The organism is Paenibacillus sp. XY044 (genome assembly GCF_002257645.1).
Classification (GTDB): domain Bacteria; phylum Bacillota; class Bacilli; order Paenibacillales; family Paenibacillaceae; genus Paenibacillus_AQ.
On record NZ_NQMO01000018.1, the window covers coordinates 1 to 16,818 of the forward strand.

At 53.9% G+C, this 16,818-nt stretch carries 12 protein-coding genes, 14 tRNA genes, 1 rRNA gene and 1 pseudogene; 24 read left to right on the top strand and 4 right to left on the bottom strand.

Annotated features, from left to right (window positions below; genetic code table 11):
- The first annotated feature begins 230 nt into the window (after nt 1–230).
- The 16 genes from rrf to CJP46_RS35025 all read left to right on the top strand — a co-directional run bounded on the left by rrf (nt 231) and on the right by CJP46_RS35025 (nt 2,773).
- A 5S ribosomal RNA gene (gene rrf, locus CJP46_RS34950) occupies nt 231–347 on the top strand.
- A gap of 77 nt (nt 348–424) precedes the next feature.
- Nucleotides 425–500 (top strand) — tRNA-Asn (locus CJP46_RS34955).
- A gap of 60 nt (nt 501–560) precedes the next feature.
- Nucleotides 561–632: transfer RNA gene (locus CJP46_RS34960), tRNA-Glu, on the top strand.
- A gap of 51 nt (nt 633–683) precedes the next feature.
- Nucleotides 684–759 (top strand) — tRNA-Val (locus tag CJP46_RS34965).
- Nucleotides 760–794: 35 nt separating this feature from the next.
- Nucleotides 795–868: transfer RNA gene (locus tag CJP46_RS34970), tRNA-Met, on the top strand.
- Nucleotides 869–901: 33 nt separating this feature from the next.
- A tRNA-Asp gene (locus tag CJP46_RS34975) sits at nt 902–978 on the top strand.
- Between the two features lie 96 nt (nt 979–1,074).
- Nucleotides 1,075–1,147, top strand: a tRNA-Thr gene (locus CJP46_RS34980).
- Between the two features lie 8 nt (nt 1,148–1,155).
- A tRNA-His gene (locus tag CJP46_RS34985) sits at nt 1,156–1,231 on the top strand.
- 9 nt (nt 1,232–1,240) lie between these two features.
- A tRNA-Gln gene (locus tag CJP46_RS34990) sits at nt 1,241–1,315 on the top strand.
- 71 nt (nt 1,316–1,386) lie between these two features.
- A tRNA-Lys gene (locus CJP46_RS34995) sits at nt 1,387–1,462 on the top strand.
- An 18-nt stretch (nt 1,463–1,480) separates the two neighbouring features.
- Nucleotides 1,481–1,564, top strand: a tRNA-Leu gene (locus CJP46_RS35000).
- Nucleotides 1,565–1,574: 10 nt separating this feature from the next.
- Nucleotides 1,575–1,649, top strand: a tRNA-Gly gene (locus CJP46_RS35005).
- A 3-nt stretch (nt 1,650–1,652) separates the two neighbouring features.
- Nucleotides 1,653–1,729 (top strand) — tRNA-Arg (locus CJP46_RS35010).
- 23 nt (nt 1,730–1,752) lie between these two features.
- A tRNA-Pro gene (locus CJP46_RS35015) sits at nt 1,753–1,826 on the top strand.
- A gap of 63 nt (nt 1,827–1,889) precedes the next feature.
- Nucleotides 1,890–1,963 (top strand) — tRNA-Gly (locus CJP46_RS35020).
- A 147-nt stretch (nt 1,964–2,110) separates the two neighbouring features.
- Nucleotides 2,111–2,773, top strand: coding sequence for an S-layer homology domain-containing protein (locus tag CJP46_RS35025; RefSeq protein WP_094600208.1), 663 nt, complete (start codon nt 2,111–2,113; stop codon nt 2,771–2,773).
- Between the two features lie 147 nt (nt 2,774–2,920).
- On the opposite strand, the pseudogene CJP46_RS35030 reads toward CJP46_RS35025, so the two are convergent.
- Nucleotides 2,921–4,006 (bottom strand): annotated as a pseudogene (locus CJP46_RS35030) (IS3 family transposase).
- A 467-nt stretch (nt 4,007–4,473) separates the two neighbouring features.
- Between CJP46_RS35030 and CJP46_RS35035 the strand changes: the two are divergent.
- Both CJP46_RS35035 and CJP46_RS35040 read left to right on the top strand, forming a co-directional pair.
- Entirely contained in the window at nt 4,474–4,917 is a 444-nt protein-coding gene (locus tag CJP46_RS35035; RefSeq protein ID WP_094600209.1) for a MarR family winged helix-turn-helix transcriptional regulator, read from the top strand.
- Between the two features lie 15 nt (nt 4,918–4,932).
- Nucleotides 4,933–6,561: an MDR family MFS transporter gene (locus tag CJP46_RS35040; RefSeq protein WP_094600210.1), complete on the top strand. Its 1,629-nt coding sequence runs from the start codon at nt 4,933–4,935 to the stop codon at nt 6,559–6,561.
- A 127-nt stretch (nt 6,562–6,688) separates the two neighbouring features.
- On the opposite strand, the gene CJP46_RS35045 is transcribed toward CJP46_RS35040, so the two are convergent.
- Nucleotides 6,689–7,840, bottom strand: coding sequence for a phosphodiester glycosidase family protein (locus CJP46_RS35045; protein WP_094600211.1), 1,152 nt, complete (start codon nt 7,838–7,840; stop codon nt 6,689–6,691).
- Between the two features lie 235 nt (nt 7,841–8,075).
- The gene (locus tag CJP46_RS35050) at nt 8,076–8,852 is read right to left on the bottom strand and encodes an ABC transporter ATP-binding protein (RefSeq protein WP_094600212.1); all 777 of its coding nucleotides are present in this window, start codon (nt 8,850–8,852) and stop codon (nt 8,076–8,078) included.
- Nucleotides 8,853–9,196: 344 nt separating this feature from the next.
- On the opposite strand from CJP46_RS35050, the gene CJP46_RS35055 reads away from it, so the two are divergent.
- A complete protein-coding gene (locus tag CJP46_RS35055; RefSeq protein WP_094600213.1) occupies nt 9,197–9,661 on the top strand; it encodes an acyl-CoA thioesterase in 465 nt (154 codons plus the stop codon).
- Between the two features lie 72 nt (nt 9,662–9,733).
- Nucleotides 9,734–10,402 carry a ribonuclease H gene (rnhA, locus tag CJP46_RS35060; protein WP_094600214.1) on the top strand — a complete coding sequence of 223 codons (669 nt, stop codon included), beginning with the start codon at nt 9,734–9,736 and terminating at the stop codon, nt 10,400–10,402.
- Between the two features lie 152 nt (nt 10,403–10,554).
- On the opposite strand, the gene CJP46_RS35065 is transcribed toward rnhA, so the two are convergent.
- Complete coding sequence (locus CJP46_RS35065; RefSeq protein ID WP_094600215.1) at nt 10,555–12,540, bottom strand: alpha-amylase family protein; 1,986 nt, start codon at nt 12,538–12,540, stop codon at nt 10,555–10,557.
- Nucleotides 12,541–12,763: 223 nt separating this feature from the next.
- On the opposite strand from CJP46_RS35065, the gene CJP46_RS35070 reads away from it, so the two are divergent.
- From CJP46_RS35070 to CJP46_RS35085, 4 genes are all read left to right on the top strand, one after another.
- Nucleotides 12,764–13,633: a helix-turn-helix domain-containing protein gene (locus CJP46_RS35070; protein WP_094600216.1), complete on the top strand. Its 870-nt coding sequence runs from the start codon at nt 12,764–12,766 to the stop codon at nt 13,631–13,633.
- A 136-nt stretch (nt 13,634–13,769) separates the two neighbouring features.
- Nucleotides 13,770–14,480: an FAD-dependent thymidylate synthase gene (thyX, locus tag CJP46_RS35075; RefSeq protein ID WP_094600217.1), complete on the top strand. Its 711-nt coding sequence runs from the start codon at nt 13,770–13,772 to the stop codon at nt 14,478–14,480.
- Between the two features lie 112 nt (nt 14,481–14,592).
- Nucleotides 14,593–15,573 (top strand): Gfo/Idh/MocA family protein, encoded by a 981-nt coding sequence (locus CJP46_RS35080; protein WP_094600218.1) that lies wholly within the window; start codon nt 14,593–14,595, stop codon nt 15,571–15,573.
- Nucleotides 15,574–15,788: 215 nt separating this feature from the next.
- Nucleotides 15,789–16,802, top strand: coding sequence for an AraC family transcriptional regulator (locus CJP46_RS35085; RefSeq protein ID WP_094600219.1), 1,014 nt, complete (start codon nt 15,789–15,791; stop codon nt 16,800–16,802).
- Nucleotides 16,803–16,818: the final 16 nt, after the last annotated feature.

Below are 16,818 nucleotides of genomic sequence, written 5' to 3' on the forward strand. Positions count from 1 at the left end.
AGGGCTTATCCAAAAAATACCCACCAAAGTGAAGAACAGCGCTGAAGCTGATTCCGAGTACTTTGGCGGGGACCCGATAATTCTTAAAGCGCGGATTCGTTTCGTATCTAGTTTTCAGGGAGTCAAAAGTGCTGATTTCATTCCAAGCGGGTGAGAGAAGCGTGCATGACTTTCAGCATTTGGCGATGCTGAAACCTGAATTATGCATTTGGTTATTAACCAATGCTCCGTTTGGTGGCGATAGCGGAGGGGTTCCACGCGTACCCATCCCGAACACGACCGTTAAGCCCTCCAGCGCCGATGGTACTTGGACCGAAGGGTCCTGGGAGAGTAGGACGTTGCCAAGCGGAAACCACTTTTGTGGTATTTTTTTTGGCCTTGAAGTTCACCTACATATGGCAGTTTTGGCTGGTTGTAACAACGTTCCCTGATAGCTCAGTTGGTAGAGCACTCGACTGTTAATCGAGTTGTCACAGGTTCGAGTCCTGTTCGGGGAGCCACTTTTAAAAAACGTCTAAGGAAGTTTTGTTGCAGAAAACAGAATTAGACTTTATATATATGGCCCGTTGGTCAAGGGGTTAAGACACCTCCCTTTCACGGAGGTAACATGGGTTCGAATCCCATACGGGTCACTTTCATATTAACATCGGGATGAGAATCCATTGTAAGTTACAAATGATTATGGAGGCTTAGCTCAGCTGGGAGAGCATCTGCCTTACAAGCAGAGGGTCGGGGGTTCGATCCCCTCAGCCTCCACCATGATTTTCAAAAGAAAATAAATGATTTTTTAATGACGCGGGGTGGAGCAGTCCGGTAGCTCGTCGGGCTCATAACCCGAAGGTCGCAGGTTCAAATCCTGCCCCCGCAATTATCTCCTTAATATGGAGATTCAAAAGGCCGTGGAACCGTGGTGTAGAGGCCTAACATGCCTGCCTGTCACGCAGGAGATCGCGGGTTCGAATCCCGTCGGTTCCGCCACTTTAATATGCTTCAGGGATGAGAATCCGAAATAATGGGTTCGTCAATGATGTTTTGCTTTCGTGATAAATGGTATCGCTTTGGAAATATTCATGTGCCGGTGTAGCTCAATTGGTAGAGCAACTGACTTGTAATCAGTAGGTTGGGGGTTCAAGTCCTCTTGCCGGCATCTTTATGGCGGTCGTGGCGAAGGGGTTAACGCACCGGATTGTGGCTCCGGCATTCGTGGGTTCAAGTCCCATCGATCGCCCCATCATCTTGTTGGGGATTAGCCAAGCGGTAAGGCAACGGACTTTGACTCCGTCATGCATAGGTTCGAATCCTATATCCCCAGCCAGTTTTACTCAAAACAGAGTGAGACTTCGCTGGGAATTCCGATTACTTTTCGGGGACCCCGATAAACATTAAGAGCCATTAGCTCAGTTGGTAGAGCACCTGACTTTTAATCAGGGTGTCGAAGGTTCGAGTCCTTCATGGCTCACCAGTTTTATTTTCAGGTTTTGCGCGTGTGGCGGAATTGGCAGACGCACTAGACTTAGGATCTAGCGTCTTTGACGTGGGGGTTCAAGTCCCTCCACGCGCACCATACTGATTATGCGGACGTGGCTCAGCGGTAGAGCATCGCCTTGCCAAGGCGAGGGTCGCGGGTTCGATTCCCGTCGTCCGCTCCATATGCGCCCTTAGCTCAGCTGGATAGAGCGTTTGACTACGAATCAAAAGGTCAGGAGTTCGAATCTCTTAGGGCGCGCCATTTAACTGTTTTACAATAGATATCGGGATGTAGCTCAGCTTGGTAGAGCACCTGGTTTGGGACCAGGGGGTCGCATGTTCGAATCGTGTCATCCCGATACGCATGTACGGCTTCGTGCAGGTCTTGATTTTTCTGCATTCAAGGCTTGCACGGAGAATATGCGGGTGTAGTTCAATGGTAGAACTTCAGCCTTCCAAGCTGATAGCGTGGGTTCGATTCCCATCACCCGCTCCATATGATCAAAAACATAACGCCGAAAGGCGTTTTTTTGTTTAGAGCGGTTGTAACCGGTCCGAATTTTTCCCATGGTGCAACCTTCCATATTTTTTTTGCGTCTGTAGGGGAGACAAGACCAAAATTTCCCGAAGAAGGTGTAGCTAGATGAAGAAGAAGCATTTTGTATCAGGAAGTGTTGCAGCCCTGGCGTTATCCCTGGCGATCGGCGGGTCCGTATTCGCGGCAGGAGAGGGCTTTACGGACTTGGCGGGAGTCGCCGGTGCCGATAAAATCGCTGCGCTCCAGCAGCAGAAGCTGCTGAATGGCGACAGTGAATCGGCTTTCCGGCCGCAGGCTCAGCTGACGAACGCGGAAGGCGTTCAACTGCTGGCAAACGTGCTGGCTGACGTGCCGGTCACGAAGGCTGCCGAGGGAAGCACAGCAGCGACCCTGACGAACGTGAAGGCAGGTGCTTGGTTTGCTCCAGCTTTTCTAACAGTTACCAACCACGGCATCACCCTGCCGGCTGATATCGTGCCTAGTCAAAGCGTGACTCGTGAAGCTTTCACACAATATTTGATCGAGACGGTGGAAAAGAAGGGCAACCTGCCGATGATCAATTTGGTACCTAAGGATATTGCGGATGAAAGCGAAATGACCCCTGAGTATCAAGGGGCCATTCAACGGGCGCTCGCCTGGGGGATTGCCGATCTGGACAGCAGCGGCAACTTCCGTCCTCAAGATCAAGTGACCCGGGCCGAAGCAGCGGTCATGGTGTACAATGCGCTTGATTTTTTGAAAACACATGATTATCCTAAGGCGGAATAAAAGAGACGAAAACGGCACGTGTTGTCAAATAGGAACGATATCCGTCGATCAACACAGCCGAAGAGCACGACGAATATAGACAAAAAAGGTCACCTCCAGGGGGACTGACCCCCGTTTGTGAGACAGGGATCAAAACACCTTGCAAGTTTAAGCAGCCAGTTGCCGAAATTGAACCGGCGACTGGTTGTTTAGTTTTGTTTGAATGCGAATTGAGTTATAGTAAGTAATGTAGTCTCGAACGGTCTGCTCGACGATTGCCGTCGTCGTACAGGTTAAACTTTCGAGATAGAACGTTTCAGACTTTAGCGTGGAATGAAACGATTCAATGGGGGCATTATCAGCGGGCGTACCCTTGCGGGACATGCTCATGGTAATGCCTTTTCCCTTTTTGATAGGCCTGAGATGTGTAGACGCTGCCCTGATCGCTATGGAGCATGGTGCCTGGTAGAGCAGGCAACTGACCCAGCGTGTCCAGGACAAACCCGGTGTCTTGCTTGTCAGAAATACTGTACGCCACAATCTCTCCGTTAAACAAGTCCAAGATACTCGAGAGGTATAACGTTTTTCCGCCAAACGGCAAATACGTAATATCTGTAACGAGTTTTTGCATGGGGGCATCGGCTTCAAATTGGCGCTTTAACAAGTGTTCTGCGATGTAAGCTGGCTGCCCTGTAGGTTTGCGTTTCTTCACTTTGACACGACATTGGAGCCCCTCGCGCTGCATAATCCGTTGCACGCGTTTATGGTTAATCTTACGCTCCATCCGAAGCAGTGCCGTGACCTTTCGGTATCCATAACGAAATTTATGCTGACTACAGAGTTCACGAATCTTCTCTGCCATGGGATCTTTACATGGGTTCCCGTAGGCGTCCTTCCAGTGATAGTAGGTGGAGCGAGAAAGCCCGATCCATGCACATGTTTGAGTTACACTGACTTCTCCTCGAACGGACTCAACCCACTCCACTACAGCCTTTGGTGACACCTCCTTTGCATTTCCACGAACTTTTTTAGCAGATCTAATTGTTGCTTCAGAAACCGATTTTCCGCTTGTACCTTCTCAAGCTCTGATGTATATTCAGGCCCTTTACCGCAGCTGTACTGTTTACCGACAGGCTGCTCCAACCGGTTCCATTGACCACTACGATACCATCTCATCCAGGTCTCTACTTGTGTCTTATTTCGTATGTTCAGTTGGTCCATTACTTCTTTTACCGGAATGCCATCCAACCTCATTTCAATAGCTTACTTTTTCACTTCTACTGGATAGCTGACTCTTGTTGCCAACGCAAAAACACCTCCAAAGTTGTCTCCATATCTTACGACATGGTTGCATTCTCTTGAAGGTGTTTTTAATTTGTCTCACGCTATGGGGTCAGTCCCATGAAGGGTGGCCTTTTTTTGTTGAAAGATCGTTTTCTTTTCAAAAAAGCGTTGATTGAGGGAGTGGTGTAATGTATTTTTGCCTGCTGAAAAAAGGATAAACTCCTCCTAAAAACGCCTCTTGACTATCCCGCCGCGGAGGCGTAATATTACTTAAGTATTTAATGATTAAGTTACTAATTGATTAAATATTTATCTATTAAATATTTATTGATTAAATACTTATTTATTAACATATAATTAATTAGCGTCCTAATGTAACTGCGGCAATACGACGCGGATGGTCACAGATCCATACCACGCCAAGGAGGTCAAACCGTTTGTCCAGAAATGAACAGTTGTTTGAAGTGGCGGCGATGTTCCGGTCGTTACTAAAAAGTATGTCCCATGAATGGAACAAAAACAGCGCCAAGCAGTATAATCTGACTTTTCCCCAGTTTCAGGTTTTGTATGCATTGAAACTCCGGGGGCCACAAAAGGTATCCGATCTGGCGGAAATGCTGGGTCTGACGTCTCCCGCCATAACCAGCCTGACGGATAAGCTTCTTGCTTCCGGTTATGTAAACAGGGAACGGGCTGAGAACGACCGAAGGGTCGTGTATACCTCCATCACGGAGAAAGGGATGTCCACGATACGGCAAATCGTTGAGGACCAGGAAGAAATCATTACGGTGTTCTTTGAAATGCTGTCCGAAGAGGATGTACAGCATTTGAGAAGGATCTTCTCATTAATGCTTTTGAATATAGATCATCATGAAGCATAGAGGTGAAAGAAGTACATGGAGCATTTAACGCTGAAGCGTAAAGTAACCATCATGATCGCGATTATGGCAGCGATGTTTTTTGCAGCCATTAACCAGACGATCACAAGCACGGCGATGCCGCGCATTATCGCGATCCTGGATGGTATGGATTACTATACATGGACGATTAATATTTATTTGTTAACTTCGACGATTGCGACGATTCTGGTCGGTAAATTGTCGGATATGTTCGGACGCAAGCCGTTCATTCTGATCGGTATTCTGTTTTTTATGCTGGGTGCCTTCTTGACGGGGACGTCGGATAATGTTTACCAATTTATCGTTTACCGCGGGATTCAAGGGATTGGCGCCGGTATCATCCAGTCGACGGCCTTTACGGCTGTAGGGGACTTGTTCCCTCCGCGTGAACGCGGCAAATGGATGGGGCTCATGACGGCGGTGTTCGGTTTCTCCAGTGTCCTGGGGCCGACGCTTGGCGGTTATTTGGTAGACCATATTGACTGGCACTGGCTGTTCTGGATCTTCCTGCCGCTCGGTGTTGTCGCTTTTATTATGATTCTGATGCTGTTCCCGAAAGTGGACCGCAAGCACGGACAGAGCGTCGATTATGTGGGTTCGTTGTTCTTGACGACGACGATCGTTCCGCTGCTTCTCGCCTTCTCTTGGGCGGGCACCGAGTACGAATGGGGCTCTTGGCAGATTCTTAGTCTCTTGGGAGCGACCGTTGTATCTGCACTCATTTTTATTTTTGTGGAAACCAAGGTGAAGGAACCGATTCTCCCGCTGCACTTGTTTAAAAACGGCGTGGTGACGGTTTCGAACCTGATCGGTTTTATTATGAACTTCGGCTTGATGGGAGCCATGATTTATATTTCCTTCTACGTGCAGGGCGTGCTGGCCATTTCGCCGACTTATGCGGGTTATGTCACGCTGCCGATGTCGCTGTGCATGGTGATCACAAGTGCCATTACCGGTCAATTGATCGCCAGAATCGGGAAATACAAGCGCTTTGCCTTGATCGGGATGCCAGTCATGATTATTGGCATGGGCCTCATGATCTTTATGAACAACATCACGATGACGATCGTGAGCACGATCATCTTCGGTATCGGTTTGGGTCTCGGGATGCCGGTCTTCTCCCTGGCCACGCAAAATGCGGTGTCGCACAAGGAGCTTGGTGTCGTTACCGCATCGACGCAGCTGTTCCGTAACCTTGGCGGTACGATCGGCATCGCCGTGATGGGTACGGTCATGTCAAACAGTCTGACGAAACATTTGAAAGAGGCGCTGCAGTCGCCGAGCGCTCCGGATTTCAGTTCCCTGGATCCGAAGACGGCAGAAGGACTGCTCGCCTTCGCCAATCCGCAGACGCTCATGAACAAGCCGCTGGTTGAGAAGACGGAAGCAGGCCTGCCGGAGCAAGCCAGAGCGTTGTTCGCGCAAATGATCGAAAGCATCCGGCATGCGCTGGGCGATACGCTCTCCACCGTGTTTCTTACGGGTACGTTGGTGCTCGTCGTTGCGCTGGTGCTCGTATTCTTCCTGAAAGAACTGCCGCTTCGTTCCACGAACCAGACGCCGGAAGCGAACGCCGCACCGGGGAATGCGAACGTGAAGCAGGGCAAGCCGGTAACGGCCGAATAATGCCGTATGGATTCCATACCCCCAGTCCGTTGATAACGGGCTGGGGGTATTTTTATGGCTTAAAAAATAAAAAGGCCTGAAGCGAATTCGCTCCAGGCTTTTTTTCGATGGGCGCGGGCCCCTCATCTTATTGATATTTTACGACAAGCGCATTGCTGATTTTCCGGCCGGGGGTGGTCAGGTACTTGCCGTTATAGTACAGACCGCTCGAAGCCCCGCCGTCCAGGTTCATGGCCTGGTAGGCTCCGGCCTTCTTCATGATTTCCGCCAACTGGGGAATGGTGGCACCCCCGGTGGTAAGCAGGATCAGCCGGTGATCCCGGGTAATGCCCAGCGCGCTGCGGGCGCCTCCTCCGGTAAGGATTTTCGGATCTTTAAAACCTTCCTTCTTCACGTCCAGTGAAACTTTGCCGTTCACTAGCAGCCGTGGTCCGGCTTGAAGGCCGCCATCGATCCATCCCTGCTCAAAAGCTTGACCAAAGTCGGGACCGGCGATGATCCGCGCCAAGTGGTTGGCGTCATAGGCGAATATCGACCGCTTGTCGCCGGGACTTGGCATTTTGACGGTGCCATGGCTCACGATATAGCCGTAAGGTGCCTTGTAGGCGCCGCTGGTGTAAGCGTCAAAAAAGGTGCCGTTGACCGCCACCTTCGCGCTGCTGCGCTTGGCGATGCTGGAAAGATCCTCGACCTTGCCGGGGGTGTTCCCGGCGAGTACGACATCCAGTTGGATCTTCGGATGCAGCAGGTCGATCGTCACCGTCTGGGCGGAGAAGGATCTGCCTCCGACCTTATACGTTTGGCGCGCGCTCACGATCGGATTCTTCAGGGCTTGTCCCGCGTTTCGCGTAACATAGGGAAGGTACTGCTGCGCACCTTCCCTGGTCAGCTTGACGGATGCATAGTCTTTCTGCCAATTGGCCTCAACGCCGAGCTTGCTGACGATGAGCGACAGCGGTACATAGACCGAGCCGTTCTCCCGGAACGGAGCGGCGGTAAGAGGGATGCTGACGCCGTCCACGGCTGCGGACTTCTGCGCGAGATGAAGCGTCAGGCGGTGAGTCCCCAGGTAAATGTCGAGCTGCTTGGCGGCATCGTTCCACTGGGTGGTCACGCCGTCGAATTCGCTCAGGGAGCGGACTGGCAGGAAGGAGTATCCGCTTTTCGCATCGACGATAACGACGTTTTTGGCGGCCGTCGCGGCGGAGGCAGGTGCGGATGGAGCCAGGCACACCCAGGTAAAGCACATGATGAGTACTGCGGTTAACCATTTTTTCATGCTGCAAAAATATCCCCTTTATCTCGAAATATGAATCTGTTCAGGAAATGATTTCCTTACCCAGTATATCGGCTTGCAGAGCAGGAACCTTGAGCCGGATAAGATGACTTGTCCCGCGTTAAGGTTAGGGGTGGCCTTGAAAAAGCCGTGCTTATGCAAATAAAAAAGGAACTTCGATTTGACGAAGCCCCTTCTCTTGTACAATCCGCTTTGCTATGCCTTGTGATAGCAGCTCTTATTCCGCTACGCGCACATATACCCGGTCTCCGTGACGGTCGACGGTCACCTTAGACTCGAACAGGTCGCTGAGCCTGTCCGCGGTCAGCACGTCCTCAGTCCGTCCGCTGCAGACCGCCTCGCCGCGTCTCATCAGCAGCACGTGGCTGAACGCCGGCAAAATCTCCTCGGTGTGGTGCGTAACGTAAATCAGCGTCGGTGCGTTTGGCTGCAGGGTCAGCTCCCGGATGCTGTCCAGCAGCTTCTCCCGTGAGAATAGATCCAGCCCGTTGCACGGCTCGTCCAAAATCAGTATCCGGGGACTTGCCATCAGCGCGCGGGCAATGAGCAGCTTCTGCTTCTCGCCCTGCGAGCAGGTGCGGTATTCGCGGTCCCACAAATGGCCGCAGTTCATCGTTTCCATCAACTCACGGGCGCGGTCGTAATCCTCATCGCTCGTTTTGTCGTACAGGCCCACCGTGGCGTGTTTGCCGCTGACGACGATATTTTGGGTGCGGTCCGATCCGTACAGGCGCTCCTGAAAGGAGTTGCTGACCCAGCCGATCGTTTTGCGCAGCTCGCGCAGGTCCACTTCCCCGAAGCAGTGCCCCAACACGCTGACCGAGCCCTCGGACGGCCAAATATAGCCGTTGACGATGTTCAGCAGCGTCGTTTTGCCCGATCCGTTCAGGCCAAGCAGCGCCCAATTCTCGCCGGGCTTCACCTGCCAGCTTACATTTTTCATTAAAGTATGCTGTCCGCTTCTCCACGTAATGTTCTCAATATCAATGATCATCAGGTTCCCCTCTCTCTCTTGATCCGCAAGTCGGATACATGCTGTTCTTCACATGTTAAAACAAATCCCGGCCCTGTCAATACCTGAGCCGAAGAAACGGCAGAAGATGACGCCCCAAGGGTGCTATGATCACTGGCCACGCCTGAGTATTTCTTTAGATCATACGACGCGAGGAAAGGAGTGTCGCCGCGATAATTGCTGAAAGGGGGGAGCATTTTTTGCTATAATGGGCATCAGACAGCCTCGAAATCGGGGCCTGCTCCGGTTAAGCGGTCAAGCTGACAGACTTTCAAGTGCTTGTCCTGCTGGCTGGGGAACAGCGGGTCCGTAAAGGAGACATATCGATGAAAAGGGAGAGCTTCATTCAGCCGGATGCTGCCGGCTGGCTGCAAAAGTTTCATTTTTCGATCCCGATCAAGGTGCGCTATTGCGAGACGGATATGCTCGGACATGTGAATAACGTCAGCTATTTTATGTATTTTGAACAGGGTAGAATCGAATATTTCGAGCAGCTTGGGCTCTTTGCCGACTTGTTCGGCCAAGAGCAGGTCATGGTGGTCGCCGACCTTGAATGCCAATATCTCGCCCAGATGTACCGCAGCGATCCGGTGCAGCTCCATGTGCGGGTAGCGTCGATCGGACGCTCCTCCCTGGATGTGGAGTATGCCGTCGTCGCTTCAGGTGCGCTGAAGGCAGCAGGGCGCGGCGCGGTTGTGCTGATCGAAACGAAGAACGGGAAGAGCACACCTCTGCCGGTGGAAGTCAAGGAGGCCATTCGAGCGTTCGAAGGCACAGGCCTAGCGCAATAATCGTCTTCGTGGAAGGACCGTAACCGAAAGATGGGAAATAGATGCAAAAGCAGATAGGAGCAAATTCAAGTTATGGCGAAGCAAAAATTTTACGTCGTCTGGGAAGGGCATAAGCCGGGAATCTATACGTCTTGGCCGGAATGCCAGGCTCAGGTGAACGGGTATACGGACGCAAAATATAAGTCCTACGAATCTCGCGGAGAGGCGGAAGCTGCCTATACGAGCGGATGGAAGAAAAACTGGGGCAAGGCCAAGGCATCGGGCTCATCCGGCGGGTATGCGGCCAAGCCGGCCAAATCCGGCAAGCCGTCCACATCTGCTGCTTCCATGGAGGAGATCGACTACGACAGCATCTCGGTGGATGTCGGCACGCGCGGCAATCCCGGCCCGGTCGAGTACAAAGGCGTGGATACGCAGACCGGGGAAATTCTGTTCTATGTCGGGCCGGTTGAAAATGGAACAAACAACCTGGGTGAATTTATCGCGATCGTCCATGGGCTGGCGTATTTGAAGCAGCGGGGCAGCAAGAAGACCATTTACACCGACTCGAAGACGGCCCTGGCCTGGGTGCGCAACAAGAAGCCGGCGACGACGCTGGCCCGCACCGAGAAGACGCGGAAGATTTGGGAGCTGACCGACCGCGCCGTGCAGTGGCTGCATGAGAACAAGTACGAGAACAAAATCGTGAAGTGGAAGACCGAAGAATGGGGCGAGATCAAAGCGGATTTCGGCCGGAAGTAATGCGGAAAAAGAGCCCGGAGCAGCTTGGAAGCGCTCCGGGCTCTTTGGTTCGCGAGTAAGCAGGCGTTTGCCAGTAAGCATGCGCTTGCGGGAAGTATGTGTTTGTGAGAGGTGACGTGTGTCTCGGGTGGAGACAGGATGCTGCTGCCCCGCTATTTATTTTCCGGCCGGCCGTAATCCAGAACGACCATTTGGTGGCACTGCCACTCCGGCAGCTCATACGTTACGAGGCCGTCCTGCTGGCGGAAATCGACAGGGGTCATCTGCGGGGCCAGGTATACGCCCGTCACCGGCTCGGAAATCCGCAGCTCCGCAGTCGTTCCGCGGATCGGGAGCAGGTCCTCGATCACTTCGATGTTCCGGCCGCGCTTCACCGGCGATGCGTACAAGGAATGGTGCACATAACGCTGCTGGTCCGGCTGGTGCTGTACCGTGGTCACGCCTTGCGCGGGAAGGTTCGTACGCAGCGTCTTTTCCGGCAGAAGACGGTTCAACGCGTACAAGACGGTTTCTTTTAAAACGAGACTTCCCTTGGATGCATAATCCTCGAACACATTCCAGGCGATGTAGATTCCGTTTGCGTGCTCCACCATGCCGGGACCGCCATACTCTCCGCTGTTCGGCGTATGCTGGTGGGAGCAGAACGTGAAGGCATCGCGGTTGAAATACGGATTTTCCCGTTTGCCAAGCTCGGTTCCGCCCTCGGCAAGCGTTACTTTCTGCCCCTCCGAATAGAAAATAAACGCCGATTCCTGCAGGCTCGCCAGTGGATGCTGCGGGTGGTAGTAGTCCGGACGGAACGGATTGACGCCCGCATGACGGACGCCCAAGTCGATGGCAAATCCGCTGCCGTCCGGATTCAGGCCCGACTCGCCCGTAGCGAGGATGCGTCCGCCGCCGGCCAAGTAGCTGTCCAGCTTGGCCTTGATGGCATCATTGATTCGGATCCGGTCGGGCAGGATCAGGACGGCATACGGGCTGAAGTCGGCTTCCAGGTCGACGACGTCGAACAGGATGTGCCCTTCCAGCAGCATGCGCACCGCGCCGGCGTCGGGATCGCCGGTGAAGCTGTCGTGGCCGCCGGTCGCCAGATGGGTGCCGGCCGCTTCCACCGACAGCAGCGCCACGTCGGCCACGTTGACGGCATCACGGCACCACGACTCCTTGGCCTCGACTTCGGCATAGGCTGCGCCGATCAGCTGATAGGTGGCTTCATCCATCGCGCCCAGCGGATGCAGCTGGTCTCCGATGGAGCAGGCGGCGCCGTTCGCCAGGCTGAGCGCGGCTTCGTACCGCAGGGCGTTCGGGTGCTTATAGCCGCCGAATTCGCCCCATGTGGTATGAAACTTGCCTGTCATGCCCAGGAATGGCATGCCCAGCGTCTGGGCGTAGCGGGCGGACAGCGGGAAGTGGTCGTACCCCCAGCCCCCGGTCGGCAGCGACTCCAGCTCCAGGTGGGAGTTCATGTGCGCAAGGTCGCGGCGACCGCGGCGGATGTGGCCGCCGTTATGGAAGATTGGCAGCCCCGGTTTGTGCCGGTGCACCGTTTCTTTGACGCGGCTTGTGTAATTGGCGTAGGTTTGCTCCCAGAGCGGGCGCATGGCGCTTTTGTCCCGCGGATCGATCCCCTGCTCCCGAGCCGCCGATACGCAAGTAGCGCAGTAGCACTCCCGCACCCCGACGATGTCCAGAAAGATGCCGTCGGCATCATAACGCTGCGCGACCTCTTCAATCTGGGACAGCAGGATGTCCAAATAAGGCGTATTCAGGCAGAGCTGATGGTATCCCGGCGTGAACAGGTCGCCTTCGCGGCTGAAGCGTTCGCGGATCAGCCATTCGGGATGGAGCACGGCGAGCCGCTCATCAAGGCCGGCGGACAGGTAGACGGGAGTCCGTACCCCGATCTCGTGGGCGGCTTCAATCATGGCGCCGAGCAGATCGAAGGACAGTCCCGGATGGGTGACGTTCGCTTCGGAGGGATGGTAGGCCCATCCGTGATGGCATTTGGAAAAAATGGTTATCGAGTCCACGTGGCCGAGCTTCAGCGCCTGCTGAAACTGTTCCTTGCTGAAGCGGGAGCCGATGGGATGAATCGCCTCGGACGTATGAAAGTCGAGATGAACCTGGCGCATACGCATGATATATGTTCCTCCATTCAATAAGCAGAGATTTGAAAACACGGCTTTGCACATACCCCTAAGGTAAAGGAAATTTGGTATCGCTTCCATGCGGAATAACGACTTTGTTCTGTCTGATATCGACTTTTGAAAAATGACCGAATCTGTAGATTATGCTAGGATGAATCTAAAGATAAGGAAAGTCTGCCACGATATCGACTTGAGCAGGAGGTAGAAGAAACCGATGAAATGCCTCGAGCTGGCGATTCCGCCGCTGCCGTCGCTTCTGACCGTCGGGCGCGCCGTGTGGGCGCCGGGAAGCCGGCATCAGACCCGCAGCTTTGACGCCTATGACATGATTCTAGTCAAAAAGGGCGCCATGTATTTGCGGGAAGACGATACCGAATATGTCATTCAGGACGGCCAGCTGCTGCTGCTCGAGCCGGGCCGTACCCACTCCGGTACGCAGGCCTGCTCGGAGCCGACGGCGGTATATTGGGTGCACTTCCGGCATCCGGAGCCCCTGCGCCGGATGGAGGCGGAGGATATCCCCTGGTCGGCGATGCTCCCTCAGGGACAGGACAGTGACGAGCATCCGGCAGATCAAACGATGTATCTGCCGAAATTCGGCGATGTCCCTTTTCACCTGCTCCAGCCTCTGCTGGACCGGATGGTGCAGCTGCACCGTGGCTTTGCCGTAGAGCAGTCGCTGAAGCTGCAAGTGCTTTTCTGCGACCTTCTGGAGCTGCTGCAGGCGGATTTGGGCCGCAGGCCGGGCTCGCGCTCGGCCGCGCTGGCCCGGGAGACGGTCAGCTACCTGCAGCGCAGCTGGAGCGAACCTTTTCGCTCGGAGGAGCTTGAGGAGGCGCTGCATTTTCAGTTCGACCACATCACCCGCTGCCTGAAAAAGTATACCGGCATGACGCCCCTTCAATATGTGCAGCATTTGCGGATCAGCCAGGCGATGGTCCTGCTGGAGCAGACGTCGCTGACGGTGCAGGAGGTGGCGGAGCAGGTTGGAATTCCGAGCGCGAGCTTTTTCGGGAGGCTGTTTCGCGACCGCACCGGTATTTCGCCGGGGCAGTACCGCCAGCGGCGGCAGAGCCATCTGTAGAGATTGGCAGAGGACATCATTAGAGGCGGGAAGGCATTCTTGTGTAGAATGGCGAATTAGAAAAGCGGACCTATTTTCGAAAAAACAACATTGAAAGAGTGCCGCGCTGCTATAGAAAGAACTTAAGGAGGACTGTATGTCGACCATCGAAGTGCTGGATCAGGGCTATGTTCGTTTAGTTAATCATATGGGATCGGACTTAACTGTCGTCAATGCCGCCCGGGTCTCCTATGCTAAGCAATCGCTGGAATTGAACGACCGTGACGTGCGGCTTATCAAGTTCCTCGCCCGCGAAGGGCATACCTCTCCCTTTCGCCACGCCATCGTCCAATATGAGGTCTATGCCCCATTAATGGTCGCAAGACAGTGGTGGAAGTACGTGGTCGGATCCGCCCATTATGAAGGGACCGGCGACAGCTTGGAGGCGTGGAACGAATCAAGCCGGCGATACATAACTGAGGACCCTGCATTTTATATCCCAAAGGCAGGCGAGTGGAGGTCCCAGCCGGAAAACTCCAAGCAGGGCAGCGGCGGCGAGGTGGACTGGGAGCTTGGCGAGAAGCATACCCAAGAGCTGATGGATTATGTGGAGCTGGGCATTTCCAAATACGAAGCCGCCATGGCGGACGGCATCTGCGCGGAACAAGCCCGGTTGTTCCTTCCCGCTTACGGGATGTATGTACGGTGGTACTGGACGGCATCGGTCCAATCCGTCGCTCACTTCCTGTCTCAACGGCTTGAGCATGATGCGCAAAAGGAAATTCAGGAGTATGCGAAGGCCGTACTCGAGCTGATCAAACCGCTATTTCCCGTTTCGCTGGGGGAGCTTCTCGGAAATGAGGAGTAGCAACCATCGTTCATGCAGCTAATATCATATGGATTCGCATGTTTAAGGAAATCCGAGAGAGTCATGAAATCATTAATGATTCGTCATTTAATTATGAGGAGGAGCACATCACATGACGAAAACGATCAAATGGGGCATTTTGGGGACAGGCTGGATTGCGTCACAGTTTACGAAGGATCTTGCTTTTGCAAGTCATGGGGAGGCTGCTGCAGTAGGCTCCAGAACGATGGACAGCGCTTCGCGCTTTGCCGCTGACTATGGAATTGGGAAGGCCTATGGCAGCTACGAAGAGCTGGCAAATGACCAGGACATTGACGCTATCTATGTCGCGACGCCGCATCCTGCACATAAGGAAAACGTCCTGCTGTGCTTGAAGGCCGGCAAAGCGGTATTATGCGAGAAGCCTTTTACGGTCAATGCAAGCGAACTTGAAGAGGCCGTATCGTATGCCAAGGAGAACAAGGTTTTTCTGATGGAAGGAATGTGGACCAGATTTCTTCCGGCCATCCGCAAGGTGAGGGAATGGCTGAATGAAGGGAAGATCGGTGACGTTCAGCTCGTCAAAGCGGATTTTGGATTCCGTGCCGGCGTCAATCCGGAAGGCAGACTGTTCAATCCGAGCCTTGGGGGCGGGGCGCTGCTGGATGCCGGGATTTACCCTGTGTCTTTTGCATCGATGATTTTTGGGGCTGAACCGGAGGAAGTGTCGAGCACCGCTCATATCGGCAGTACCGGCGTGGACGAGCAGTTCTCTCTCCTGCTCTCCTATGGCCCTGGCAAAACCGCGCAGCTGAACGGGGCCATACGCCTAAATATGGACAATGAAGCCTGCATTTACGGCACGGAAGGGTATATCCGGCTTCCGTCCTTTTTGAACGCGACCAGAGCTGCGTTATATGTCGACGGCAGTGAAGAGATTTTTGAGGATGACCGGACATCGCTCGGATATGCGTTTGAAGCCGATGAAGTCGCAAGATGCCTGGCGGAGGGACGGACCGAAAGTTCGATCATTCCTCTTGAAGAATCGGTGGCGATTATGAAGCTGCTCGACCGGATCCGAGACCAATGGGGGCTTCGCTATCCGTTTGAGTAATGTTCTGATATTTAAATGTCAAGGAGACCTGCTGCTAGTACAGGAGTAGGTCTTTTGGTGTTCATGGAATGCCAGAGCCACCCGGCTAGACAAGGATCTGTCACTTTTTGCTGGTTTCAGAGCAACAAGGACAGGCACTATAATAGCTGTATATCAATGACGCAGGTCGTCTATCCGATCACAACGAATGCATCTGCAAAAGGAGGCCCGCAGAAATGAGCTCCTATATCTCTGAACGCATTAAAATTCCGCCGGGACTGTGGGCCGGATTCCGACAACTCGGGATTGCTCCGCATGATGTCGTCCGCAGCGCAGGACTCCCGCTTACCATCATTGCAGAACCAGAGGTCACCACGGCCCAATATTACGCCATCTGGCAGGCGTATTCCGAGCTGGCCCGCGACGTCGCCGAAGGAATCATCCAGCTGGCGACCGTCTTTGAAACGGCGCAATACCCGCCGACCGTCTTGGCAACTTATCATGCCCGTGATTACCGTGACGCTCTATACCGGATGGCCCGGTACAAGCAGATGTGTCCCCCCGAGAGCCTGCGCATCACCGAGGAGGGGGAGCATTGTACGATCGAGCTGGACTGGCTGCATCCTGAAGAGTCCGGCCCGCCGGTGCTGGTTGGCATCACCTTGGCATGCCTCATGGAGCTAGGACGGCGGGGGACAGGGCAGCCTCTGCAAGCGCGGTCCGTCGAATTCTCGCATCCGATGGGCGATGTCCAGGCCCTGGAAGATTACTTCGGCTGCCGGATCCGGATCGGTACGCAAGGCAACCGGCTGACGCTGCATCGAAGAGATCTGGATCGTCCTTTTCAGTCGTACAACGAAGAGCTGCTGGACATTCTGACCCCCGCGTTGGATCGGTCGCTCGATGAGCAGCAGCAAAGCCGCTCGTTTCCCGAGACGGTCAAATGGATCCTGAAGCGCAGCCTCACCGCAGGGCGCCCCGACATTCAGGCTGTCGCCAAAGAGCTCGGGATGAGCGATCGTACCTTGCAGCGACGGCTGACGGAGGGGAACACTAGTTTCAAGCATCTGCTGACGCAAGCCAGACATGAGCAAGCACGGGAATATTTGGCGGACCCCTCGCTGGATATTAAAGAGGTAGCTTTCCTGGTTGGATACGAAGACCAGAATTCGTTCTACCGGGCCTTTCGTCTTTGGGAAGGAGAAACTCCATCCCATTGGCGTGCTGAACATGTAAGTGCAGACTTGTGAGCAGAAGGACAACGCG

Bases quoted from the DNA above. Each gene is read 5' to 3' on its own strand.
- CJP46_RS35025 (WP_094600208.1), top strand. From the start codon at position 2,111: ATGAAGAAGAAGCATTTTGTATCAGGAAGTGTTGCAGCCCTGGCGTTA.
- CJP46_RS35040 (WP_094600210.1), top strand. From the start codon at position 4,933: ATGGAGCATTTAACGCTGAAGCGTAAAGTAACCATCATGATCGCGATT.
- CJP46_RS35045 (WP_094600211.1), bottom strand. From the start codon at position 7,840: ATGAAAAAATGGTTAACCGCAGTACTCATCATGTGCTTTACCTGGGTG.
- CJP46_RS35050 (WP_094600212.1), bottom strand. From the start codon at position 8,852: ATGATCATTGATATTGAGAACATTACGTGGAGAAGCGGACAGCATACT.
- CJP46_RS35055 (WP_094600213.1), top strand. From the start codon at position 9,197: ATGAAAAGGGAGAGCTTCATTCAGCCGGATGCTGCCGGCTGGCTGCAA.
- rnhA (WP_094600214.1), top strand. From the start codon at position 9,734: ATGGCGAAGCAAAAATTTTACGTCGTCTGGGAAGGGCATAAGCCGGGA.
- CJP46_RS35065 (WP_094600215.1), bottom strand. From the start codon at position 12,540: ATGCGTATGCGCCAGGTTCATCTCGACTTTCATACGTCCGAGGCGATT.
- CJP46_RS35070 (WP_094600216.1), top strand. From the start codon at position 12,764: ATGAAATGCCTCGAGCTGGCGATTCCGCCGCTGCCGTCGCTTCTGACC.
- thyX (WP_094600217.1), top strand. From the start codon at position 13,770: ATGTCGACCATCGAAGTGCTGGATCAGGGCTATGTTCGTTTAGTTAAT.
- CJP46_RS35080 (WP_094600218.1), top strand. From the start codon at position 14,593: ATGACGAAAACGATCAAATGGGGCATTTTGGGGACAGGCTGGATTGCG.
- CJP46_RS35085 (WP_094600219.1), top strand. From the start codon at position 15,789: ATGAGCTCCTATATCTCTGAACGCATTAAAATTCCGCCGGGACTGTGG.